The following is a 19,382-nucleotide window of genomic DNA, read 5'->3' on the forward strand; positions in this document are numbered from 1 at the left end:
ATATCCAGCACTCTGCACAACACACTGCGCAAACGATCCGCGACCTGTCAGGTGTCGCAGGCGACCCCGTCGCCGTCCCGGTCCAGCGCCCGGGAGTAGCCCGGGTCACCGCGGTGCAGCGGGGCGGCGCCGGCCTCGCGGGCCGCCGCGCAGTCCGCGTACGAGGCACCCGGGGAAGCGGCGTCGCCGTCCTTGCCGTCGCCCGTACCGGAACCGCTGCCGGAACCGGACCCGTCGCCGGCCGCCACCGGCTTGCCGGCGTCGGGCAGGGGCTCGTCGGGGCACGTGTCCAGCACCTTCACCATCGCGGCCTTCTCCGCCGCGGTGACCCACAGCCCGTACTTCTTCTTCACCGCGACCTGGCGGGCCACGTACGGGCAGCGGAAGGCCTTGTTCGGCGGCAGCCAGGTCGCCGCGTCGCCGTCGCCCTTGCCGCGGTTGGCCGGGCCGTCCACGGCGAGGAGGTTCAGCGGGTCGTTGGCGATCTGCCTCCGCTTGTCGCTCGACCAGTACTTGGCGCCCTTCTGCCACGCGTCGCTGAGCGCCACGACGTGGTCGATGTCGACCGTGCTGCGGCCGCGCGTGAAGCCGATCTCCTTGCCGGTGTACGGGTCGTCGAGGGTGCCCGAGGCGACGACGCAGTCGCCGCCCCGGTCGGAGCGGAAGGACGTGCCGGTGAGGTCGCGCCGCAGTATGTCGTCGCGCGTGTCGCAGCCGTTGTGGTCGGTGTCCACCCAGGCCGCGCCGAACTGGTCGCGCGTGTAACCCGTCTTGGGCGCCCGGCCCTTCACCGTCAGGTCGCCGACCGCCTTGAGCGCGCTGCCGGCCGGGGCCCCCTCGCTCCCGGCGCCGTTGCCCGTACCGCTCCCGATGCCCTCGCCCGTGCAGCCGGCCAGACCCACGCCGAGCAGCACGGCGATGGTTGCCGCTGCCGTTCCCGCCCTGGTTGTACCCACCTTGGCACTCTAGGGGGTGACGGGTGGGCGCGGGCAGGGGGCGTACGACCGCCGAACGGTCAGCTCGCGGCGGCCGATCGGCGCAGTTCGTCCACAAGAGAGAGGAAGAGGAAGAAGTTCGGGATGTCCCCGACCTTCTTGGAGGACCAGGACAGCGACTTGCCGGCCTTGCGGAGCACCAGGATGCCGTCGCTGACCCGGACGTCCTGGATCTCGGGCCACGTCACGGCGCCGCGCTTGGACGTGGCGATGCCGCCGTTGTTGACCGAGATGTCGCCGAAGGTCAGTGTCTGCCCCTCGGCGAGCATCCGCAGCATCCCCGGCAGCTGGAAGCCGGTGATCTCCTGCTGGATGAACGGTCCCCACCGCTCGGGCTCCGCGTAGAAGTTGGTGACCTTCCGGACGGTGCCGTCCTTCTTGTGCAGCGTGTAGCGGTGGTCGGTGCCGACGTAGACGCCGTTGACGTACTTCTCGGTGATCTGCTGCAGCGCCATCATCGAGTCCCAGCGGAAGGCGGCGGGCCGTCCCTTGCGGTCGACCTCGATGAGGCCGTTCTCGAAGAAGTAGAGGCGGCGACGGGCCGCCTTGCGGGAGAAGTTGGGGGTCTGCAGGGCCAGCCAGATGAACCAGACGGCGAGCACGACGGTGAGCAGACCGATGGTGATCAGGAAGAGCAGGTTGCACACCATCAGGAAGCCCAGCCGCTTGGGGAGGATCGTGATGCGGTGCCGTCCGAGGCCCTCGGCCGCGGCGAGGGACGCGATGTCGTCGGGTATGCGGTCTTCCATGGGGCTCTGCCGATCTCGGGAAAGGGGCGGCCCTGGCGCGGCGCGCGCCAGGGCCCGGGAATCGTAGCCGGTGGGCTCAGCCGCCGAGCTTGTCGATGTCGACGGCGTCCTTGGCTGCGGGGGCGGTGATGTCCACCGGCTTGCCGAAGTCGGAGAAGATCAGGGTGCCGGGCTCCTTGCCGCCCTTGGTGACCACCTTGAGCACGTACGGCTTGCCCTCGGTGGCGACATAGGCGGTGGTGGTCTCGGCGCCGTCCTTGCCGGTGAGCGGGAGGGCGGGGATGCCGGCGACGGTGGCGGGCTCGCCCTTCTTCTCGCCCAGGTCGCCGCCTGTGTCCTTCTCCATCTCGGCGAGGAACGCGTTCAGGTCGCAGGCCTGGAGGAAGTCCTTGCTGTCCGGGCCGGAGGCCTTGGTCTTCATCCAGCGGTCGCCGATGAGGTGCTGGGCGGCCGCGCCGTCGGCGCCCTGGGACTTCCAGAAGGCGTCGTCGCCCTTCATGTAGAGCGAGGGGCCCACCTTGATCAGCTGGACGGTGCCGCCGTCGGCGGTGACCTCGCCCTTGCAGTCGCCGGTGCCGGTCATCGTCATGCGGTACTTCATCCGCTCGCCGTCGCTGATGCCGTCGAGGTCGACGGTCATCGACGAGGCGGACTTCATGGCGGCCACGGCCTTCTTCTCGATCGTGGTGGACGGCTGGTCGGCCAGGGCGGTGGAGGCGGGTTGCGCCGTGCCGCCGAGCGGGCCGCAGGCGGCCATGGTGAGGGCGGCGGTGATGCAGCCGAGCGCCGTGAGCGCACCGCGAGTGGTGGTCATGAGGGTCGTCCCCCTTGGTGGACAGCGAGTGGATGACGGTTGCGGTCGGCGGAACGCTCGGGCCGGGCAACCCGTGAACCGATGGGTCAATGACAGCATGAGCTGTGAACCGAGTCAACATGAGATTCCCATTCACAAGAATTCACGCCGTGAAGGGTTGGATCTTGCGTACGTCGGTATGCTCGTGGCCACAGCCGCATCCCCAGCGCGGGAAGGGAGCCAGCCAGGTGCCGGAGAACGCAAGCGAGGTGACCGCCGCGGGGATCGCGCGGCTGGCCGGGGTGGGGCGCGCCGCCGTCAGCAACTGGCGCCGCCGGCACGCCGACTTCCCCAAGCCGGTGGGCGGCACCGACACCAGCCCGACCTTCGCCCTGTCCGAGGTCGAGGGCTGGCTGCGCGGGCAGGGCAAGCTCGCCGAGGTCCCGCTGCGTGAACGGGTGTGGCAGCGGGCCGAGTCGCATCCCGCGGGCGTTCCCACCGCGCTCCGGCAGGCCGGCGCCGCGTGCCTGCTGGCCGGCGAACACCCCGGCGCACGGCCGCGGTCGGACGAGGACGGCACCGCCGGCGCCGTCCGGAACCTCTTCGAGCGACGCTTCGAGGGGCGGTTCACACCCGGCACGCCCGTCGACTCCGAGCTGCTGCGCGGCGCCGCCGACCTCGCCGCGGAACTGGGCCCGCGCCAGGCCTACGAGTTCCTGCTCGGCCGCTATCTGGACGCCAACCCCCGGCAGCACACGCTGACCCCGCCGGCGCCCGCCGAGCTGATGGCCGCGCTCGCCGGCCCCGCCCGCACCGTGCTGGACCCCGCCTGCGGCACCGGCACCCTGCTGCGCGCCGCCGAGACCCCGCACGAGGTGTACGGCCAGGAGGCCGACCCCGACCTGGCCGCGCTGGCGGCGCTGCGGCTGGCCCTGCACGCCGGCCCCGCCACGGGGGTACGGGTGGCCGCGGGGGACAGCCTGCGCGCCGACGCCTTCCCGGAGCTCGCCGCCGACGCGGTGCTGTGCCACCCGCCCTTCAACGAGCGCAACTGGGGCCACGAGGACCTCGCGTACGACCCCCGCTGGGAGTACGGCTTCCCGGCCCGTACCGAGTCCGAACTCGCCTGGGTGCAGCACTGCCTGGCCCGGGTCAGGGAGGGCGGCACCGTCGTCCTGCTGATGCCCCCCGCCGCCGCCTCGCGCCGCTCCGGCCGCCGGATCCGCGCCGACCTGCTGCGGCGCGGTGCGCTGCGCGCCGTGGTCGCGCTCCCGGCCGGTGCCGCGCCACCGTACGGCATCCCGCTCCACCTGTGGGTGCTGCGCAGGCCCGGCGGCGGCACCCCGGCCTCCCCGCACCTGCTGCTGGTCGACACCGCGGGCACGCAGGACGCCGCCCCCGGCGGCGAGAAGGTGCCCTGGCAGACCGTGCGCGCCACCGTGCTCGACGCCTGGCAGTCCTTCGACCGGCACGGCACCACCGAGGAGCGGCCCGGTGTCAGCCGCGCCCTGAAGGTCATCGACCTGCTCGACGACGACGTGGACCTGGCCCCCGCCCGGCATCTGCCGCCTCCCGCGGCGGGCGGCGGCGCGGCCGAACTCGCCGGGGTCCGCGAGCGGCTGGCCGCCACGCTGCTCCGTACCGCCGAACTCGCGCCCGCCCCCGCCGGGGCGGCCGAGCCCCTCCGCTGGCCGCTCACCACCGTCGGTGAACTGGCCCGCGCCGGGGCCCTCGTGCTGCGCGCGGGCGGCACCGGGAGCGCCCCTGGCGGAAGCGGCCCCGCCGTGCTCACCGAGCACGACGTCCTCGGCGGCACCGCTCCGAGCGGCACTCTGCCCGAGGCGCCGCCGGAGGAGGAGCCGGTCCTGACGCAGGAGGGCGACGTGGTCGTCCCGGTCCTCGGCCGGGGTTCGGCCGCCCGGGTCGTGGACGCCGCCACCGCGGGCGCGGCCCTCGGCCGCAACCTCCATCTGCTCCGCCCCGACCCGGCCGCGCTCGACCCCTGGTTCCTCGCCGGCTTCCTGCGCGGCACCGCCAACAACCGCCAGGCCAGCAGCTACGCCTCCACCGCGACCCGGCTCGACGTGCGCCGGCTCCAGGTGCCGCGGCTGCCGCTGACCGACCAGCGGCGGTACGGGGGGCGCTTCCGCACCCTGGCCGCCTTCGAGGAAGCCCTGCGGCTGGCGGGGCAGCTGGGCGAGCAGTTGGTGCAGGGGCTCTACGACGGGCTGACGGACGGCACCGTGCGCCCCGAATAGTTACGGGATCGGGTGACAGCCTGTCGGGGTCGGCGGATACTCTCGCGATACCACCCGCAGCTGTCCCCCGTACTGATGCTCAGGGAGTCCGAGAGCAGTGATGAACGGCCCCGGCCCGGTCCCGCCGTATCCACCCGCTCCGTCCAAGGCGGCGGCGGTCACGCTCCGTGCCGTTTTTCTCACGATCACCGCGATCAGCTGCGGATTCCTGTCCTGCCTGCCGCTTCTGCACCTGGCCGTCCAGCGCCGCCGGACGATGGACTGGGTGTTCTTCTGGCTCGGCACCGCGCTGAGCATCGCCTCCTTCGCGACGATCGGCATCGTGCCGGAGGCGAGTACCTGGACCGACGTGGCGCTGATCACCGTCATGGTCATGGTCCCCGTGGTCGGCGTCCACTACCTCGTGGCCGACCTGGCGCTGCACCGGGCCAACCAGGTGCCCGGATACCCGTCGTACGCCACGACCATCCCCTACCCGCAGCCGCACCAGCCGGCCCCGCCGCAGCCGCCGATGGACTACAACCCCTACCGCGGCACCGCCCCGACCCCGCCGACCCCGCCACCCGCGCCGCAGCCCCCGGTGCCGCCGCAGGCGACCCCGCCGCACCAGCCGCGGATCAACCAGGTGCGGGCGGAGCTGGACGAGCTGAGCGACCTGCTGCGCAAGCAGGAGGGCGATCAGTGAACGGACGGATCGTCGCCGGCCGATACGAGCTGGCCACGGTCCTCGGCCAGGGCGGCATGGGCCAGGTGTGGACCGCGTACGACCGCAGGCTGGACCGGCGCGTCGCCGTGAAACTGCTGCGCCCGGACAAGGTCGCGGGCAGCGCGGACGCGGAGGAGCTGCGCCAGCGCTTCGTGCGGGAGTGCCGGGTCACCGCCCAGGTCGACCATCCCGGGCTGGTCACCGTCCACGACGCGGGCAGCGACGCCGACGAGCTGTACTTCGTCATGCAGTACGTCGAGGGCGCCGACCTCGCCGACCACCTCGCCGAGCACGACCCCTACCCGTGGCAGTGGGCGGTGGCGATCGCGGCGCAGCTGTGCGCCGCGCTGTCGGCGGTGCACGCGGTGCCGATCGTGCACCGCGACCTCAAGCCCCGCAATGTGATGGTGCGTCCGGACGGCACGGTGCTCGTCCTGGACCTGGGCGTCGCCTCCGTCCTGGACACCGACACGACGCGGCTCACCCACACCGGCACGCCCATCGGCACGCCCGCGTACATGGCGCCGGAGCAGGCCATGAGCGGTGCCGTGGGGCCCCGCACGGATCTGTACGCCCTCGGGGTGCTGCTGCACGAACTGGTCAGCGGCACCGTCCCGTTCGCGGGCTCCACCGCCCTGGGCGTCCTGCACCGGCACCTGTACGAGCAGCCGGTGCCGCTGCGCCAGGTGCGGCCGGAGGTGCCCGAGCCGCTGGAGGCACTGGTGCTGCAGCTGCTGGCGAAGGACCCGCAGCACCGCCCGGCCGACGCCCAGGAGACCTACCGCAGGCTGGCGCCGCTGCTGCCGGTGCCCGGTGCCGTCCACCGCCCCCTCGGGCCGATGGACCCCACCCGCCCCTTCCTGCGCCCGCACGCCCCCTGGCCGGACCGCCCGGCCGCCCCGCCGCAACCCACCCCCGCCCCCCAGGGGCCCGCAGCCCCCGCCGCGCACGGCATCGCGGAGGCGGTCGACGAGGTCAAGCGGCTGCTCGACGCGGGCCGCATCACGCAGGCGGTCGACATCCTGGGCGGTGTGCTGCCGGCCGCCGCGGAGAAGCACGGCGAGCACTCACCGGTCGTACGGATGCTGCGCAAGCAGTACGCGGCCACGCTCATGGAGGACGGCCAGTACCGCCGCGCCCTGCCCGAGCTGCGCCGGCTCGCCGACGAACTGGCCGCCGAATCAGGGCCGCTGGGCCGCCAGTCGCTGCAGTACCGCTACGAGGCCGCGCAGTGCCTGGAGCAGCTGGGCGAGGCGGCGTCCGCCCTCGCCGAGTACCGGGCGCTGCTGCCCTCCTTCGAGCAGTACCGCGCCACCGACCCCGACCTGCCGCTGGAGGTACGGCGCCGCATCGGCCATCTGCTGCTGTCGGTGGGCGACCGCATGGCCGCCCACGACGTGCTCTCCCGCCTGCTGTACGACTCCGAGCGCGTGCACGGCCCGCACCACCCCTTCTCTCTGGAGGTGCGGCGGACGCTGACCTGGCTGGGGCAGGTGGGCCGCTGACGGAAGGCGCCCGGCGTCCCGGTGACCGGAGGCTCCCGCCGCCCGGTACCCGAGGGAGGGGGCCGGTACGTCAGCCGCGGCCTTGCATGGCCAGACGCAGGCGCGCCGCCCGCGCGCTCATCGCGCGCTTCAGCCGGGGCCCGAAAGGCTTCTCCACGAGACGGTGGATCGTGTAGGCCGGCACCAGCATCCCGACGATCGCGGTCACCAGGGTCTCCCGCGGGGTGAGCCCGAGATGCCGGTGCAACGCGGTGATGGCGAACCAGCCGAGATGCTCGTGAACCAGGTAGAAGGGGTACGTCAGGGCTCCGGCGAAGGTCAGCCGGCGCCAGTTGGCCCAGCGGAGCCACCCCAGTGCCACGGCGGCCACCGCCACGAAGGCCAGGGTGACGACGAGCAGGATCACATGGGGGGAGCGCGGCTCCCCGCCCGTCGCGTCCGGGGACCACAGAGCGGTGGTGGAGTAGCGCTGTCCGAGCAGCCGGCTGACGCCGACGATGCCCCAGAGCAGCAGGTCGCCGCCGTAGCGGTGGATCAGGTACAGGGCGAGGCCGCCGATGAAGAACGGGGCGTGGTCGCGCATCACGATCTCGTCGGTCAGCGGGGTGTCGGCGACCCGGGCCAGCACGCTCGCCACCGTCCACAGGCAGCAGAAGATGACCACCCGGCGGTAGGTCACGCCTCGACCCACAGCGTCCAGCACACCCCGAGGACCCGGGGTACCCCCATCGGCTGCTGCAGCATCGTGAGGTTGACGAGCACCTCGTTCAGCCGGAGGGGGTGGATCACGGCGGGCGCCGCCACGCAGGCCACGGTCGTCAGCACGATCGCCGCCCAGTAGGCCGGGTAGAGCCGCGAGACACGGGAGCGGAAGAAGTCGCCGAGCGACTTCCCCCAGGTGCTCATGCAAATCACGAAACCGCTGATGATGAAGAAGAGCTGCACGCCCAGGCAGCCGTAAACGGCAACGTCGGAAAGGTGCGGGAAAAGCTCCCGCGGATTGCGTCCCCATGCGTGTCCGGTCTGCGCCTTGCCGACGTAGTGGAAAAGGCAGACCATCAGTGCGGCGACAAGGCGCAGTCCGTCCAGCACGCAGCCGATCGCCGCCGGCGCGGGCCCCTGCTTGCCGCCCGTTATGAGGGGTGCGGCCTCGGCCGCACCCCGTTCCGTCACCGTAGAGGACATCGTGCTCCCACCAACCGTCCGCAGGATCCGGCATCCCCGCGACACGGGGCGCTAGGCGAGCGTAAGGATTGACGGCACGTCGCGATTCGGGCCAAGTCGACATCCGCGGACATCCGGAGCGGGCCGCGAAAACCCTCCAGCCCGAGTTCATCTTCCGATCACCCCGTGTACAGCGGGTGGCCGCACACCGAAAGCTAGCCTTTCGCTGGTTTCCGCTGTACGAGAACTAGGTGAACATGTGACCAATAGGCCGACGCTCTCCGTCGTCGTCCCGTGCTACAACATCCGGTATTACCTCTCCGACACGGTGTCCAGTCTCGTCAGAAATGATCGAGACGATTTCGAGTTCATCTTCGTCGAGGACCGGTCCTCCAAGGACGACACGTACGAAGCGCTAATCGACATGTCCAAGCGGTTGCGGAACAGCCGGGTCATCCGGCACGAGACGAACCAGGGACTCGCCACCGCCCGCAACACCGGGATCGACGTGGCGGAAGGGCGCTTCCTCACCTTCCTCGACGGGGACGACTGGCTCGCCCCCGGCTACCTGCCGAAGCTCGTCGACGCGATCGAGCGTCACGACGTCGACTTCGTGCGCACCGACCACGTCCAGGTCACCGGCGTGGAACGCAGGGTGCACCGCGCGCCTGAGGGACGCCGCGACACACCGCTGGATCCGCGCGGATCGATCCTGCCGACGGACGACACCACGATGGTCGACTACCCGTACGCCTGGGCGGGCATCTACCACCGCCGGCTGCTCGACCGGGGCCTGCTGCGCTTCCACGACGGGCTGCGCACCGCCGAGGACCGCCCGTGGATCTGGGCGCTGCACCGCAAGGCGGACTCCTACGCGGTGGCGAGTCTGCACGGCGTCTTCTACCGGCGCGGCATCACGACCTCGCTCACCCAGATCGGCGACGTCCGGCAACTGGACTTCATCCGGTCCTTCGAACTGGTCCTGCAGGAGCTGGCGAGCGACCCGGACGTCGCGGACCTGCGCCCCAAGGCCATCCGGAACTACTGCGTCGTGATCGCCCACCACCTGCGCGAACGGGACCGCTTCGAACGGCGGGTCGCCACCCGCCTGAAGGAGCTCAGCGCCGAGGCACTGCGCCGCATCCCGGAGAACGAACTCCATGCGGCCCTGGCCGGTATGGACGACCAGCGCAAGCGGACGCTGCGCCGGATACGCGGCGGTTTGAAGGAAGCCCTCGTATGACCCAGATCTTCTTCGCGGCCACCCAGTACGCCGCCGCGACCATCACCAGCGCCATCAGGGCGGGTCTCTTCGGACCACGTGAGGGCCGGCGGCTGCTCGTGGTGAGCAACACTTCCGCGATCCCCGAGCTGAGCACCCCGCTGGACAAGATGCCCGGCTTCGAGCAGCTGCGGCCGGAGTTCGACGCGGTGCACTCGTGGAACGAGACCATCGCTCCGCATCACCCGGTCGGCTGGTCGCCGCGCCCCGAGGACACCCTGCTCTGGGAGCGGGCCCTGCGCCTGGCGTGGGACTTGGGATCCGAGCCGGTCGAGATCGCGTGCGAGTCCATCCAGGCGAATCCGTCCCGTGCCATCCTGGAGATCTTCGCCGACAGCCCCGTCCACGTGTACGCCGACGGCCTGATGAGCTACGGCCCCACCCGTAACCGGATCCCGGTCGGCGTGAACAGCCGCATCAAGCGGCTGCTCCACCTCGACCTCGTGCCGGGGCTGCGCCCGATGCTGCTGTCCGAGTACGGCGTCGAGCCGGTCGTCATTCCCGACGAACCGTTCCTCCAGGTCCTGGAACAGATCGGCGGGAACGGCGTCGCCGCTCTCGAGGAGCATCTGCCCACCGACGACCGGCCCACGGCCGTGCTGCTCGGCCAGTACCTCTCCGCCCTCGAGCTGATCACGGTGGCCGAGGAGGACGCGCTGCACGTGAGGATGCTCCGCGGCGCCGTCGCGGCCGGACACCGGCATGTGCTGTTCAAACCGCACCCCAGTGCGCCGGCCCAGTACTCGCAGTCGCTGGAGCGGACGGCGGAGGAACTGGGGGTACGGCTCACCGTCCTCGACGTCCCCGTGCTGGCGGAGACGGTGTACCAGCACGTCCGGCCCGGCCTCGTCGTCGGATGCTTCTCGACCGCGCTGATGACCGCGGCCGCGTTCTACGGGATACCCGTCGCGCGGGTGGGCACGGAACTGCTGCTGGAGCGGATCACCCCCTATGAGAACAGCAACCGGGTGCCCCTCACCGTCATCGACGCCGTCCTGCCGGACCTCGAGCGGGACACCGCCCAGGTCGGCAAGCCACTCGACCTGTCACCGGAGCTCATCACCGGCGAACTGGCGCCCCTGGTCAGGACCGTGAGCTACTGCATGCAGTCGGCCAAGTACGCCGCACTGCGGGACGAGGCCGTGGCGTGGCTCACGAACCGCCTTTCCACGCACCCGAAGTACTTCAAGCGACGCCGGCTGACCAGTCTCGGGCTGCCGGGCGGCAGCGGGATCAGGGCCGAAGGCCTGCGCCGCAACCCGGCCGTCCGGCGCCTGGTGAGGACCATTCGGACCGCCCAGGGCTGAATCCGGTCGGGCCGGCCCACGCGTCTGCGGCCGGCCCGACCGGGTCCGGCCGGGCCGGGTTCAGCCCAGCCAGCGGTTCAGCCGCAGTCGCGTCCACAACAGGCTGGCGGCGAAGGACAGGGCGACGGTCCCCGCCACCAGCAGCGTGAGCAGACCGGCCGCGCCGAGCCAGCCCGCATCCGCCGTGACCATGTGCGGGGCGAGGGCGCGCAGGAACATCAGGTGCACCAGGTACGCGCCGAAGGCCCCGGCGCCCAACCGGGACAGCAGCGGCCGGAAGCGCGCGGGCACCGTGATCCGGTTCAGGGCCATCAGCAGCGCACCGGCCAGGAACGGCACGAACACCCCGGCATACGGGGACGGGTAGTGCACGAAGTGCTCGTAGCCGACCACCGCGGCCCATCCGCACACTCCGCCCGCCAGCCACAGCAGGCGCCGGCCGCGCCCGGTCGTGGCGGAGGGCGGCAGCGCCAGCAGGATGGCCCCGGCGGCGGCATAGGCGATCTGGTACGGGTCCGGGTTCCACGCGAAGGCGGGCAGCTTCACGTGCCGCAATCCGGCGGCGTCGTCCAGGAGGGTCGGCGCGATCGCGAGAGCGACGAACACGGCCGCCAGGCCGTAGGGCCGCTTCCCTTCCTTGACCAGGGCGACGAGCGACAGCAGCAGGATCACCGGCACGTAGGCGTACAGGTACCAGAGGTGGAAGGCGGGCTGGACCGCACCGAACAGCGACTCGTAGGCCACCCGGAGCGTGGGGCGGGGGTTGGCGTCCCGCACCCAGTCCCACACCAGGTACCCGGCCGTCCACACAGCCATCGGCACGATGATGCGCGTCAGCCGGATGCGCACCTGCGCCCCGTCGCGGGGCGGCGCGCCCGACAGCACGACCCAGCCGGCCATCGCGAAGAACAACGGCACGGCGCAACGGCTGAGGCCGTCGCCGGCCAGCGCGATCCAGTAGACGGGCCGCCCGCCCTCCGGCTGACGGCCGACCGCGTTGAGGAACTGGCCCGCGGAGTGGCAGACGATGACGCCGATCGAGCACAGGACGCGCAACAGGTCGATGTCGTATCTGTGTTCGCGCGGCCGGACGGCGGGCGGCGCGGAGCGCGCCTCGCTCGTCCCGGTCGCGTGACCGGCTGTCGGGGCGGTGGGGGCGGTGGTCATCGGCTGGGCGGAGATCGGCGGTCACTCCCGGTTGCACTCGCGGGGCCCGGCCGGTGTCCGGCCGGACCGCGGGATCGGATGGTTGCGCGGCACGCCCCCGCCGCGGACGGGGGCGTCCCGGTCCTGCCGGCGGGCGGACCGGCGCCCCGACGTGCGGGAGGTGGCGGCTCCGGCCCGCCATCGCGGGCACGGCGGGCAGGGGATCCGTGGACGGACCGGCCCGGCCGTCCGTGCCCGGTGGTCCGGGGCGAAACCCATCCGCTCTCCGAACCGCGCGATGTCGAACAGTTCCTGCGACCGCGTGTACCCCGGTTCGCCGGCTTCATGGCCGGGCGTCTCACCCGGCCCCGCGAGGGCCGGTCCGGGCGCGTACCCGGGCAGGACGGCCACAACGGCGGGCTCTCCGGACAGGTCGGCGTCGCGCGGTGCGGTGGCCGATCCGGCGGCCACCGGGGGCTCGGCGAGGACGGCGATGTGCATGGATCCACGTTCCGGTCGATGTCCGATATCACCTGTCCCGGCAGACTATGGGACGTCCCCGGGAGTGCGGGGCCCGAACGGGTGGGGAAGGCCGGCCGCCTCGGGGTGGCGTCCAGGTGAACCTGGCCCGGATGCGTGCTCCCTTGCCAGGTCAGCAGGGGTGCCGTCGGTCATGCACGACTTTTTCCCGTGCTGTCCGCCGCCCGGATGTAATCGCCGACCAGTGAGCCGAGCAGCACACCGGCGAGCAGGTCGTCCCTCAGGTGGTCGGCGGTGTACAGACGGGCGTGCACCACCTGGACCTGCATCCAGCGGTACTCGGCGGCGCGCTGCGGGGCCAGGGCGGTGAGGACGGCGACGGCGGAGGAGGAGAGGACCGCGGGGGCCGCCGGGTAGGCGCAGGCGCAGCCGTCGTCCCGGGTGGCCGCCGGGTCGGGGCGCAGGGCCGGGTCGAGGACAAAGGGGTACGGCTGCCGGTAGTGGCCGGCCAGCCGTACGCCGATCGTCCCGGCCAGTTGCAGCGCGGCGTCGAGGCGGGCCTGCGCGGCCTCGCCCTTGGTGCGCGGCAGCAGTTCGCGCTGGTCGGCCAGGTACAGGCGCCAGATGTCCTGCTCACCGTGGGCGGTGAGCCAGGCGGCGGCCGTCCGGCCCGCGGTGGTGCGGGTGCGGGCGAGACGGCGGACCTGCCCCAGTTCGGCGGCGCGTTCGGCCGCCGGGGGCGGGTCCGGTACGTGGTTCGCCGCCCAGCGGACGAAGCCCGGGTCGTCGCGGACGGTGCCGTGCCCCGCCCGCCATCGGGCGTAGAGCGCGTCGGCGGCCCGCCGCTGCTCGTCGAGCCGGGCCGTCCAGCCCCGTACGTCGGCGTCCGGGAACAGCGCGGGCGGCGGGCTCTGCTCGATCCGCCGGACGGCGTCGGCCTTGCCGGGGTCTGCGGGGGCGGGGTCGTGGGTGGAGATCAGGCCGAGGACGGCGGCCGCGGCGGCGATGACGGCGACGGCGGGGTATCGCCAGCCAGGCGTGCGGGGGATCCGCTGGTGGACCGGTGGCCTGCGGTGGGCCGTGCTCACCACACGGTTCCGGTGGTCTCGATCGGCGGCGGCCCGGGCGGGGCGGGGACCCTGGCCGCCGGTCCGGTGCTCGGGAGGGCGTGGAAGCACTGCCGCACCAGACGGCGTACGTCGTTGCCGGGGAGACCGGGGACGAGCAGGACCTGCCCCACGATGTACTTGCTGAGCGGCAGCGGCCGCACCCCCAGCCCGAGGAGCAGCCGGTCGGCGACGCCCGGACGAGGGCCGCCCTTGGTCTCGACGAGGACGAAGCCGTGGTCGAGCGCGGCGGTCGCCCGGCCGCAGTGGCAGGTGAGCCGGCCGTCGAGGGTGACCCGGCTGCCCGCTTCCAGGTCGGCGAGGGTCGCGCGGACGTAGCGGATCTCCCCCGCGGGAGAGAGGATCCCGGAGCGGACCGGGACCCCCGCTCCGCGGAGCACGTCGTCGACGAAGGAGGCCGCCCCGGCCCCCATGCGGCCGTAGTCCTGGGCGCCGAGCGAGCGGGCCTGCTTGACCGTGGCGCCGCGCCCGTCCTTGGTCTTGACCTCGACACGGCACAGCCCGTCCTCGACATAGAGCCGGGTGCGCACCTTCCAGCGCCGCCTGCGCCCCTGCACATGGGCGTGCCAGGCGCTCAGCCCGGCGGTGTCGAAGTACGTGCTGCGGTAGCCGGTGGTCCGGCGGCCGCCGAGGTCCAGCACGTGGTGCGTCGGCGCCAGGGCGGCGACCAGGCAGCGCGCCGACAGGAGCGGGAGCAGGTACTTGCGGTCCACCCGGTGCTGCAGCGCGGCCGCGGCGTCGACCTCGGCGAGTGTCGCGCCGCGCAACTCGGCCAGGCCGAGCGCCTCGGCGAAGGCCTCCGGGGCGGTCACACGAGCCTGCTCTCGAGCGGGCTGCCGTGACCGCCCCGCCCCACGGGCGGTCCCGCCCCGTCGTCGGGCAGGCTCCAGCTCACGGGCGAGTCGGCGCGGTAGCTCACCGACACCCGGGTGGTCTCCCGTACAAAGTCGACCTCGTCCACCAGCACCGCCACGGGTTCCTGGCCGAACCGCAGGACGACCTCCCGGTGGATCGCCGCCGGGTCGGCGTACAGCCGGTCCAGGGTGAGCCGCACCACCTGGGTCGGCTGGTGGGCGTGCGGATCGTCGACGACCAGCACCGCGACGAGCACCAGCGCGAACAGCGCCACGACGAGCCACATCTCCCGCTGCGGCAGTCCCCCGCACAGGGCGATGACCAGGGCCACGAAGGTGTACGCGACGTCCCGGGCGGTGAAGGCGGTACTGCGCAGCCGGACCAGCGAGAGCATGCCGAACAGCCCGAACCCCACTCCGGCGGGGAACTTGCCGGCGCCCATCGCGCTCATCGCCGCGAACAGGCCGATGTTGAGCGCGGTCAGCACCAGCGGCATCTGCGGGGCGGGGCAGCCGCGCCGGTACAGCAGGCCCACCAGGGCCATGAGGGCCAGTACGTCCAGTCCCCCGCGCGCGATCAGGTCCCAGGGTCCGTGGGTCATGCGCGGCACCGGGCGGGCGGGTGTGGTCCGGGCACTTCTTCCTCCGAAGAGCTGGGGCGTGAAGCCCGGGTCCTGGGGATCCGTCCTTGGAAAGGGGGATGGTCCGGCGGATCCCCAGGCCCGGGAGTCCGGCGCGCGCGGGGCGCACCGTCGCGGGCGTGGGCGGGCGTCGGCGGAGCCCCGGCGTCGTCCATCCACGCCGGACGATCCGTCTAGCGATGTTGGACGGTAGCCCCGCGCCCCACGCCGGGCAAGCTGCCCGGAGGGGCCCCCGAAACCCCGGACGGCGGGGGAAACACCAGGCGGGAGGGGCGGGTCCGGCACCACACACCCGTTCCGGCCGCCGGGTAACGTCACCCGAAGGGGTGACAGAGGGCCGGATCGCGATCCGAAGGCCGACGTGCACCCGAAGTCGGGGCGAACCAGGGGTGAACAACCGCCCGGCCGGACGGCGCGGCTTCGTCGGGGAACCGGCGCATCCCCTGGTGCCGCCGGACCTGAGCGGACCGGTGGCGGCGGTGCTGCTGGCCGGGCTGGTGGTCACGGTGATGACGCTGTGGTTCTCCGCCGGCCTGCTGCGGGGCCGGTTGAACCTGCGGCGCCTCCTGGGCTGATCCGCGGGGCACGTCCGGCACGAGGAGGCCCCGTCCCCGCGAGCCGTTCGGCTCGCGGGGACGGGGCCTCGCCGTATCCGGCGCCGGGGCGGCGGGCGCCTCAGCTGTCGAGGACAGCCGACAGCAACTCCGCCGTCCACGACAGCAGTTCGCGGCCCACCACCGGCTTGCCGCCGATCCGCGCCGTGGACGGACGCGGCACGAGGATCTGCTTGGCGGCCTGCTTGACGACCGTGCGCGGGTAGAGCCGGTTCAGCCGCAGCTCCTGCGACTCGCGCAACTCCACCGGGGAGAAGCGGACGTTGTTGCCCTGCAGGGTGATGTCGCAGACCCCGAGGCGGCGGGCCAGCAGCCGCAGCCCGGCGACGAGCAGCAGGTTCTCCACGGGCTCCGGGAGCTTGCCGTAGCGGTCGGTGAGCTCCTCGCGGACGGCCTTGATGTCCTCCTCGGAGTTCACCGCGGCGATCGACCGGTAGGCCTGCAGACGCAGCCGCTCTCCCGGCGCGTAGTCGTGCGGGACGTGCGCGTCGACCGGCAGCTCGATCTTCACCTCCAGCGGGGCCTCCTCGACCTCGCCGCCACCCGCCTCCAGGGAGGCGCGGTAGTCCGCGACGGCCTCGCCGACCATGCGGACGTACAGGTCGAAGCCGACGCCCGCGATGTGGCCGGACTGCTCGCCGCCCAGCAGGTTGCCCGCGCCGCGGATCTCCAGGTCCTTCATCGCGACGTACATCCCGGCGCCCATCTCGGTGTGCTGGGCGATAGTCGCCAGCCGCTCGTGCGCGGTCTCGGTCAGCGGCTTCTCCGGCGGGTAGAGGAAGTACGCGTAACCGCGCTCGCGGCCGCGGCCGACCCGGCCGCGCAGCTGGTGCAGCTGCGACAGGCCGAAGGTGTCGCCGCGCTCGACGATGAGGGTGTTGGCGTTGGAGATGTCGATGCCCGACTCGACGATCGTCGTGGAGACCAGCACGTCGAACTTCTTCTCCCAGAAGTCCACCACGACCTGCTCCAGCGCGGACTCGCCCATCTGCCCGTGCGCGGTGGCGATCCGCGCCTCGGGGACCAGGTCGCGCAGCCGCGCCGCGGCCTTGTCGATGCTCTCCACCCGGTTGTGGATGTAGAAGGCCTGGCCCTCGCGCAGCAGCTCGCGGCGGACGGCGGCGGCGATCTGCTTCTCCTCGTACGGTCCGACGAAGGTCAGCACCGGGTGCCGCTCCTCCGGCGGGGTGGTGATCGTCGACATCTCGCGGATGCCGGTGACCGCCATCTCCAGGGTGCGCGGGATCGGGGTGGCGGACATGGTCAGCACGTCCACGTTGGCGCGGAGCTTCTTCAGCTGCTCCTTGTGCTCCACGCCGAAGCGCTGCTCCTCGTCGACGATGACCAGGCCCAGGTCCTTGAACTTGGTCTCGGACGAGAAGAGGCGGTGGGTGCCGATGACGACGTCCACCGAGCCCTCGCGCAGGCCCTCCAGGACGGCCTTGGCCTCGCCGTCGGTCTGGAACCTCGACAGCGCCTTCACCACGACCGGGAACTGCGAGTAGCGCTCGGAGAAGGTGCCGAAGTGCTGCTGGACCAGGAGCGTGGTGGGCACCAGGACGGCGACCTGCTTGCCGTCCTGCACGGCCTTGAAGGCCGCCCGCACCGCGATCTCGGTCTTGCCGTAGCCGACGTCGCCGCAGATCAGCCGGTCCATCGGGACCGACTTCTCCATGTCCTCCTTGACCTCGGCGATCGTCGTGAGCTGGTCCGGGGTCTCCGCGTACGGGAAGGCGTCCTCCAGCTCCCGCTGCCAGGGGGTGTCCGGGGCGAAGGTGTGGCCGGGGGCGGCCATGCGGGCGGAGTACAGCCGGATCAGGTCCGCGGCGATCTCCTTGACCGCCTTCTTGGCGCGGGCCTTGGTCTTCGTCCAGTCGGCGCCGCCCAGGCGGTGCAGCGAGGGCGCCTCGCCGCCGACGTACTTGGTGATCTGCTCCAGCTGGTCGGTCGGCACGAAGAGCCGGTCGCCGGGCTGGCCCTTCTTCGCGGGCGCGTACTCGACCACCAGGTACTCGCGGGTGGCGCCCTGGACGGTGCGCTGCACCATCTCCACGTAGCGCCCGACGCCGTGCTGCTCGTGCACGATGAAGTCGCCCGCCTGCAGGGTCAGCGGGTCGATGGTCTTGCGCCGCCGGGACGGCATGCGGCCCATGTCCTTCGTGGAGGACTTCTGGCCGGACAGGTCGGTCTCGGTGAGGACCGCGATCCGCAGGGCCGGGTCGACGAAGCCGCTCTCGATCGAGCCGCAGGCCACATGGACGACAGAGGGCTCGATCGGGCCGTCCAGCCCGGTGTCCAGCCGGGCGGCGATGCCCTCGTTGCCCAGCACCTCCACGATGCGGGCGGCCGGGCCGTGGCCCTCGGTGACGTAGACCGCGCGCCAGCCCTCGGCGAGCCAGCCCTTGGTGTCGGCCAGCGCCCGGGCGGTGTCTCCGCGGTAGACCTCGGGGGCGTGCATGCCGAGCTTGAGGGTGTCCGCGTCGAGCTCCTCGTCGGCCGCGAAGGGGCTCACCGACCACCACGGAACGCCCAGCTCACGGGCCCGGTCACGGACGTCGGCGATGCTCCACAGCGAGGCCGCGCCCAGGTCGATCGGCGCCTCGCCGCCACCGGCGGAGGCCGCCCAGGAGGCCTCAAGGAACTCCCGGCTGGTCGCGACGAGGTCGGCGGCCCGGGTGCGGACCCGCTCCGGGTCGCAGACCACGGTCAGCGACCCGGCCGGCAGCACGTCCAGCAGCAGCTCCATGTCGTCCACCAGCACCGGGGCGAGGGACTCCATGCCCTCCACGGCGATGCCCTGGGCGATCTTGTCCAGCAGCTCGCGCAGCTGCGGATGCTCCTCCGCCAGCTCGGCGGCCCGCGCCTTCACCTCGTCGGTGAGCAGCAGCTCCCGGCAGGGCGGCGCCCACAGCCCGTGCTCGGCGACCTCCAGCGAACGCTGGTCGGCCACCTTGAAGTAGCGGATCTCCTCGACGTCGTCGCCCCAGAACTCCACCCGGAGCGGATGCTCCTCGGTGGGCGGGAAGACGTCCAGGATCCCGCCGCGCACGGCGAACTCGCCGCGCTTCTCCACCAGCTCCACTCGGGCGTACGCGGCGGCCGCGAGGGCGTCCACCACCCCGTTCAGATCGGCGGTCTGCCCGGTGCGCAGCGCGACCGGCACCAGATCGCCCAGGCCCTTGACCTGCGGCTGCAGCACGGAGCGGATCGGCGCGACCACGGCGCGTACAGGGCCGGCGGTGGGGTCGTCCGCGCTGGGGTGGGCGAGGCGGCGCAGCACGGCCAGGCGGCGGCCCACGGTGTCGGAGCGGGGCGACAGCCGCTCGTGCGGCAGCGTCTCCCACGCCGGGTACTCCACGACGGAGTCCGGGGGCAGCAGCGACTGCAGGGCCGCGACCAGGTCCTCGGCCTCCCGGCCGGTCGCCGTCACCGCCAGCACGGTGCGGCCGGCGCGGGCCGCGAACGCGGCGATGGCCAGCGGGCGGGCCGCGGGCGGGCCCACCAGGTCGACATGCGGGCGGTTGCCGTCCGCGGCACCGCGCACGGCCTCCGCGAGCGCGGGGTCGTCCACGACGACGTCGAGCAGACCGTTCAGGCTCATGTGGCTTTCCGTCCCAAGGGCAGACAGGCGGACAACGCGAACAGCCCGACGCGTCGAACGAGCCGGGGTGTCCCAGCGTACGACGCTTCGCTGACACCCGGTGCCGCCTCTTGTGGGGCTTGGCCTTGTGTACGTCGGCGGCTGCGGGTCGCTCGTGGCC

At 72.7% G+C, this 19,382-nt stretch carries 17 protein-coding genes and 1 pseudogene; 6 read left to right on the forward strand and 12 right to left on the reverse strand.

Annotated features, from left to right (window positions below; all coding sequences use genetic code 11):
- Nucleotides 1–47: 47 nt before the first annotated feature.
- The 4 genes and pseudogenes from ACWDAS_RS16825 to ACWDAS_RS16840 all read right to left on the reverse strand — a co-directional run bounded on the left by ACWDAS_RS16825 (nucleotide 48) and on the right by ACWDAS_RS16840 (nucleotide 2,558).
- On the reverse strand, nucleotides 48–248 hold the full coding sequence (locus ACWDAS_RS16825; RefSeq protein ID WP_450391174.1) for an excalibur calcium-binding domain-containing protein: 201 nt from the start codon (nucleotides 246–248) through the stop codon (nucleotides 48–50).
- Nucleotides 240–956, reverse strand: a pseudogene (locus ACWDAS_RS16830) (HNH endonuclease family protein); the annotation flags it as partial. The gene ACWDAS_RS16825 and the pseudogene ACWDAS_RS16830, both read right to left, overlap by 9 nt.
- A gap of 59 nt (nucleotides 957–1,015) precedes the next feature.
- Nucleotides 1,016–1,744 carry a DUF6585 family protein gene (locus tag ACWDAS_RS16835; protein WP_450390896.1) on the reverse strand — a complete coding sequence of 243 codons (729 nt, stop codon included), beginning with the start codon at nucleotides 1,742–1,744 and terminating at the stop codon, nucleotides 1,016–1,018.
- 76 nt (nucleotides 1,745–1,820) lie between these two features.
- Complete coding sequence (locus tag ACWDAS_RS16840; protein WP_450390899.1) at nucleotides 1,821–2,558, reverse strand: hypothetical protein; 738 nt, start codon at nucleotides 2,556–2,558, stop codon at nucleotides 1,821–1,823.
- Nucleotides 2,559–2,785: 227 nt separating this feature from the next.
- On the opposite strand from ACWDAS_RS16840, the gene ACWDAS_RS16845 reads away from it, so the two are divergent.
- The 3 genes from ACWDAS_RS16845 to ACWDAS_RS16855 all read left to right on the forward strand — a co-directional run bounded on the left by ACWDAS_RS16845 (nucleotide 2,786) and on the right by ACWDAS_RS16855 (nucleotide 7,006).
- Nucleotides 2,786–4,795, forward strand: a complete 2,010-nt coding sequence (locus ACWDAS_RS16845; RefSeq protein ID WP_450390902.1) for an N-6 DNA methylase — start codon at nucleotides 2,786–2,788, stop codon at nucleotides 4,793–4,795.
- Between the two features lie 100 nt (nucleotides 4,796–4,895).
- A complete protein-coding gene (locus ACWDAS_RS16850) occupies nucleotides 4,896–5,480 on the forward strand; it encodes a hypothetical protein (protein ID WP_450390904.1) in 585 nt (194 codons plus the stop codon).
- A complete protein-coding gene (locus ACWDAS_RS16855) occupies nucleotides 5,477–7,006 on the forward strand; it encodes a protein kinase domain-containing protein (protein WP_450390907.1) in 1,530 nt (509 codons plus the stop codon). Before ACWDAS_RS16850 ends, ACWDAS_RS16855 begins: the two co-directional genes overlap by 4 nt.
- Before the next feature lie 70 nt (nucleotides 7,007–7,076).
- Here ACWDAS_RS16855 and ACWDAS_RS16860 read toward each other — a convergent pair whose 3' ends face one another.
- Both ACWDAS_RS16860 and ACWDAS_RS16865 read right to left on the reverse strand, forming a co-directional pair.
- On the reverse strand, nucleotides 7,077–7,697 hold the full coding sequence (locus tag ACWDAS_RS16860; RefSeq protein ID WP_450390910.1) for an acyltransferase family protein: 621 nt from the start codon (nucleotides 7,695–7,697) through the stop codon (nucleotides 7,077–7,079).
- Entirely contained in the window at nucleotides 7,682–8,179 is a 498-nt protein-coding gene (locus ACWDAS_RS16865; protein ID WP_450390913.1) for an acyltransferase family protein, read from the reverse strand. The genes ACWDAS_RS16860 and ACWDAS_RS16865 overlap by 16 nt, the downstream gene beginning before the upstream one ends.
- 250 nt (nucleotides 8,180–8,429) lie before the next feature.
- On the opposite strand from ACWDAS_RS16865, the gene ACWDAS_RS16870 reads away from it, so the two are divergent.
- A complete protein-coding gene (locus ACWDAS_RS16870; RefSeq protein ID WP_450390915.1) occupies nucleotides 8,430–9,413 on the forward strand; it encodes a glycosyltransferase family 2 protein in 984 nt (327 codons plus the stop codon).
- A complete protein-coding gene (locus ACWDAS_RS16875; RefSeq protein WP_450390918.1) occupies nucleotides 9,410–10,759 on the forward strand; it encodes a polysialyltransferase family glycosyltransferase in 1,350 nt (449 codons plus the stop codon). Before ACWDAS_RS16870 ends, ACWDAS_RS16875 begins: the two co-directional genes overlap by 4 nt.
- Nucleotides 10,760–10,819: 60 nt before the next feature.
- Here ACWDAS_RS16875 and ACWDAS_RS16880 read toward each other — a convergent pair whose 3' ends face one another.
- From ACWDAS_RS16880 to ACWDAS_RS16900, 5 genes are all read right to left on the reverse strand, one after another.
- Complete coding sequence (locus ACWDAS_RS16880; protein WP_450390921.1) at nucleotides 10,820–11,926, reverse strand: acyltransferase; 1,107 nt, start codon at nucleotides 11,924–11,926, stop codon at nucleotides 10,820–10,822.
- Nucleotides 11,927–11,947: 21 nt separating this feature from the next.
- On the reverse strand, nucleotides 11,948–12,406 hold the full coding sequence (locus ACWDAS_RS16885) for a hypothetical protein (protein ID WP_450390924.1): 459 nt from the start codon (nucleotides 12,404–12,406) through the stop codon (nucleotides 11,948–11,950).
- Nucleotides 12,407–12,576: 170 nt separating this feature from the next.
- Complete coding sequence (locus ACWDAS_RS16890) at nucleotides 12,577–13,473, reverse strand: hypothetical protein (RefSeq protein WP_450390927.1); 897 nt, start codon at nucleotides 13,471–13,473, stop codon at nucleotides 12,577–12,579.
- Entirely contained in the window at nucleotides 13,470–14,324 is an 855-nt protein-coding gene (locus tag ACWDAS_RS16895; RefSeq protein ID WP_450390930.1) for a VTC domain-containing protein, read from the reverse strand. Before ACWDAS_RS16895 ends, ACWDAS_RS16890 begins: the two co-directional genes overlap by 4 nt.
- On the reverse strand, nucleotides 14,321–14,968 hold the full coding sequence (locus tag ACWDAS_RS16900) for a DUF4956 domain-containing protein (RefSeq protein ID WP_450390933.1): 648 nt from the start codon (nucleotides 14,966–14,968) through the stop codon (nucleotides 14,321–14,323). Before ACWDAS_RS16900 ends, ACWDAS_RS16895 begins: the two co-directional genes overlap by 4 nt.
- Before the next feature lie 428 nt (nucleotides 14,969–15,396).
- On the opposite strand from ACWDAS_RS16900, the gene ACWDAS_RS16905 reads away from it, so the two are divergent.
- The gene (locus tag ACWDAS_RS16905; protein WP_450390935.1) at nucleotides 15,397–15,582 is read left to right on the forward strand and encodes a hypothetical protein; all 186 of its coding nucleotides are present in this window, start codon (nucleotides 15,397–15,399) and stop codon (nucleotides 15,580–15,582) included.
- Nucleotides 15,583–15,682: 100 nt separating this feature from the next.
- Here the strand turns inward: ACWDAS_RS16905 and mfd are convergent, their stop codons facing one another.
- Entirely contained in the window at nucleotides 15,683–19,222 is a 3,540-nt protein-coding gene (gene mfd / locus ACWDAS_RS16910; RefSeq protein WP_450390938.1) for a transcription-repair coupling factor, read from the reverse strand.
- Nucleotides 19,223–19,382 lie beyond the last annotated feature (160 nt).

The organism is Streptomyces sp. NPDC001070 (assembly GCF_053598835.1).

Coding starts and splice junctions, on each gene's coding strand:
- ACWDAS_RS16835 (WP_450390896.1), bottom strand. CDS start 1,744: ATGGAAGACCGCATACCCGACGACATCGCGTCCCTCGCCGCGGCCGAG.
- ACWDAS_RS16840 (WP_450390899.1), bottom strand. CDS start 2,558: ATGACCACCACTCGCGGTGCGCTCACGGCGCTCGGCTGCATCACCGCC.
- ACWDAS_RS16850 (WP_450390904.1), top strand. CDS start 4,896: ATGAACGGCCCCGGCCCGGTCCCGCCGTATCCACCCGCTCCGTCCAAG.
- ACWDAS_RS16875 (WP_450390918.1), top strand. CDS start 9,410: ATGACCCAGATCTTCTTCGCGGCCACCCAGTACGCCGCCGCGACCATC.
- ACWDAS_RS16880 (WP_450390921.1), bottom strand. CDS start 11,926: ATGACCACCGCCCCCACCGCCCCGACAGCCGGTCACGCGACCGGGACG.
- ACWDAS_RS16885 (WP_450390924.1), bottom strand. CDS start 12,406: ATGCACATCGCCGTCCTCGCCGAGCCCCCGGTGGCCGCCGGATCGGCC.
- ACWDAS_RS16900 (WP_450390933.1), bottom strand. CDS start 14,968: ATGACCCACGGACCCTGGGACCTGATCGCGCGCGGGGGACTGGACGTA.
- mfd (WP_450390938.1), bottom strand. CDS start 19,222: ATGAGCCTGAACGGTCTGCTCGACGTCGTCGTGGACGACCCCGCGCTC.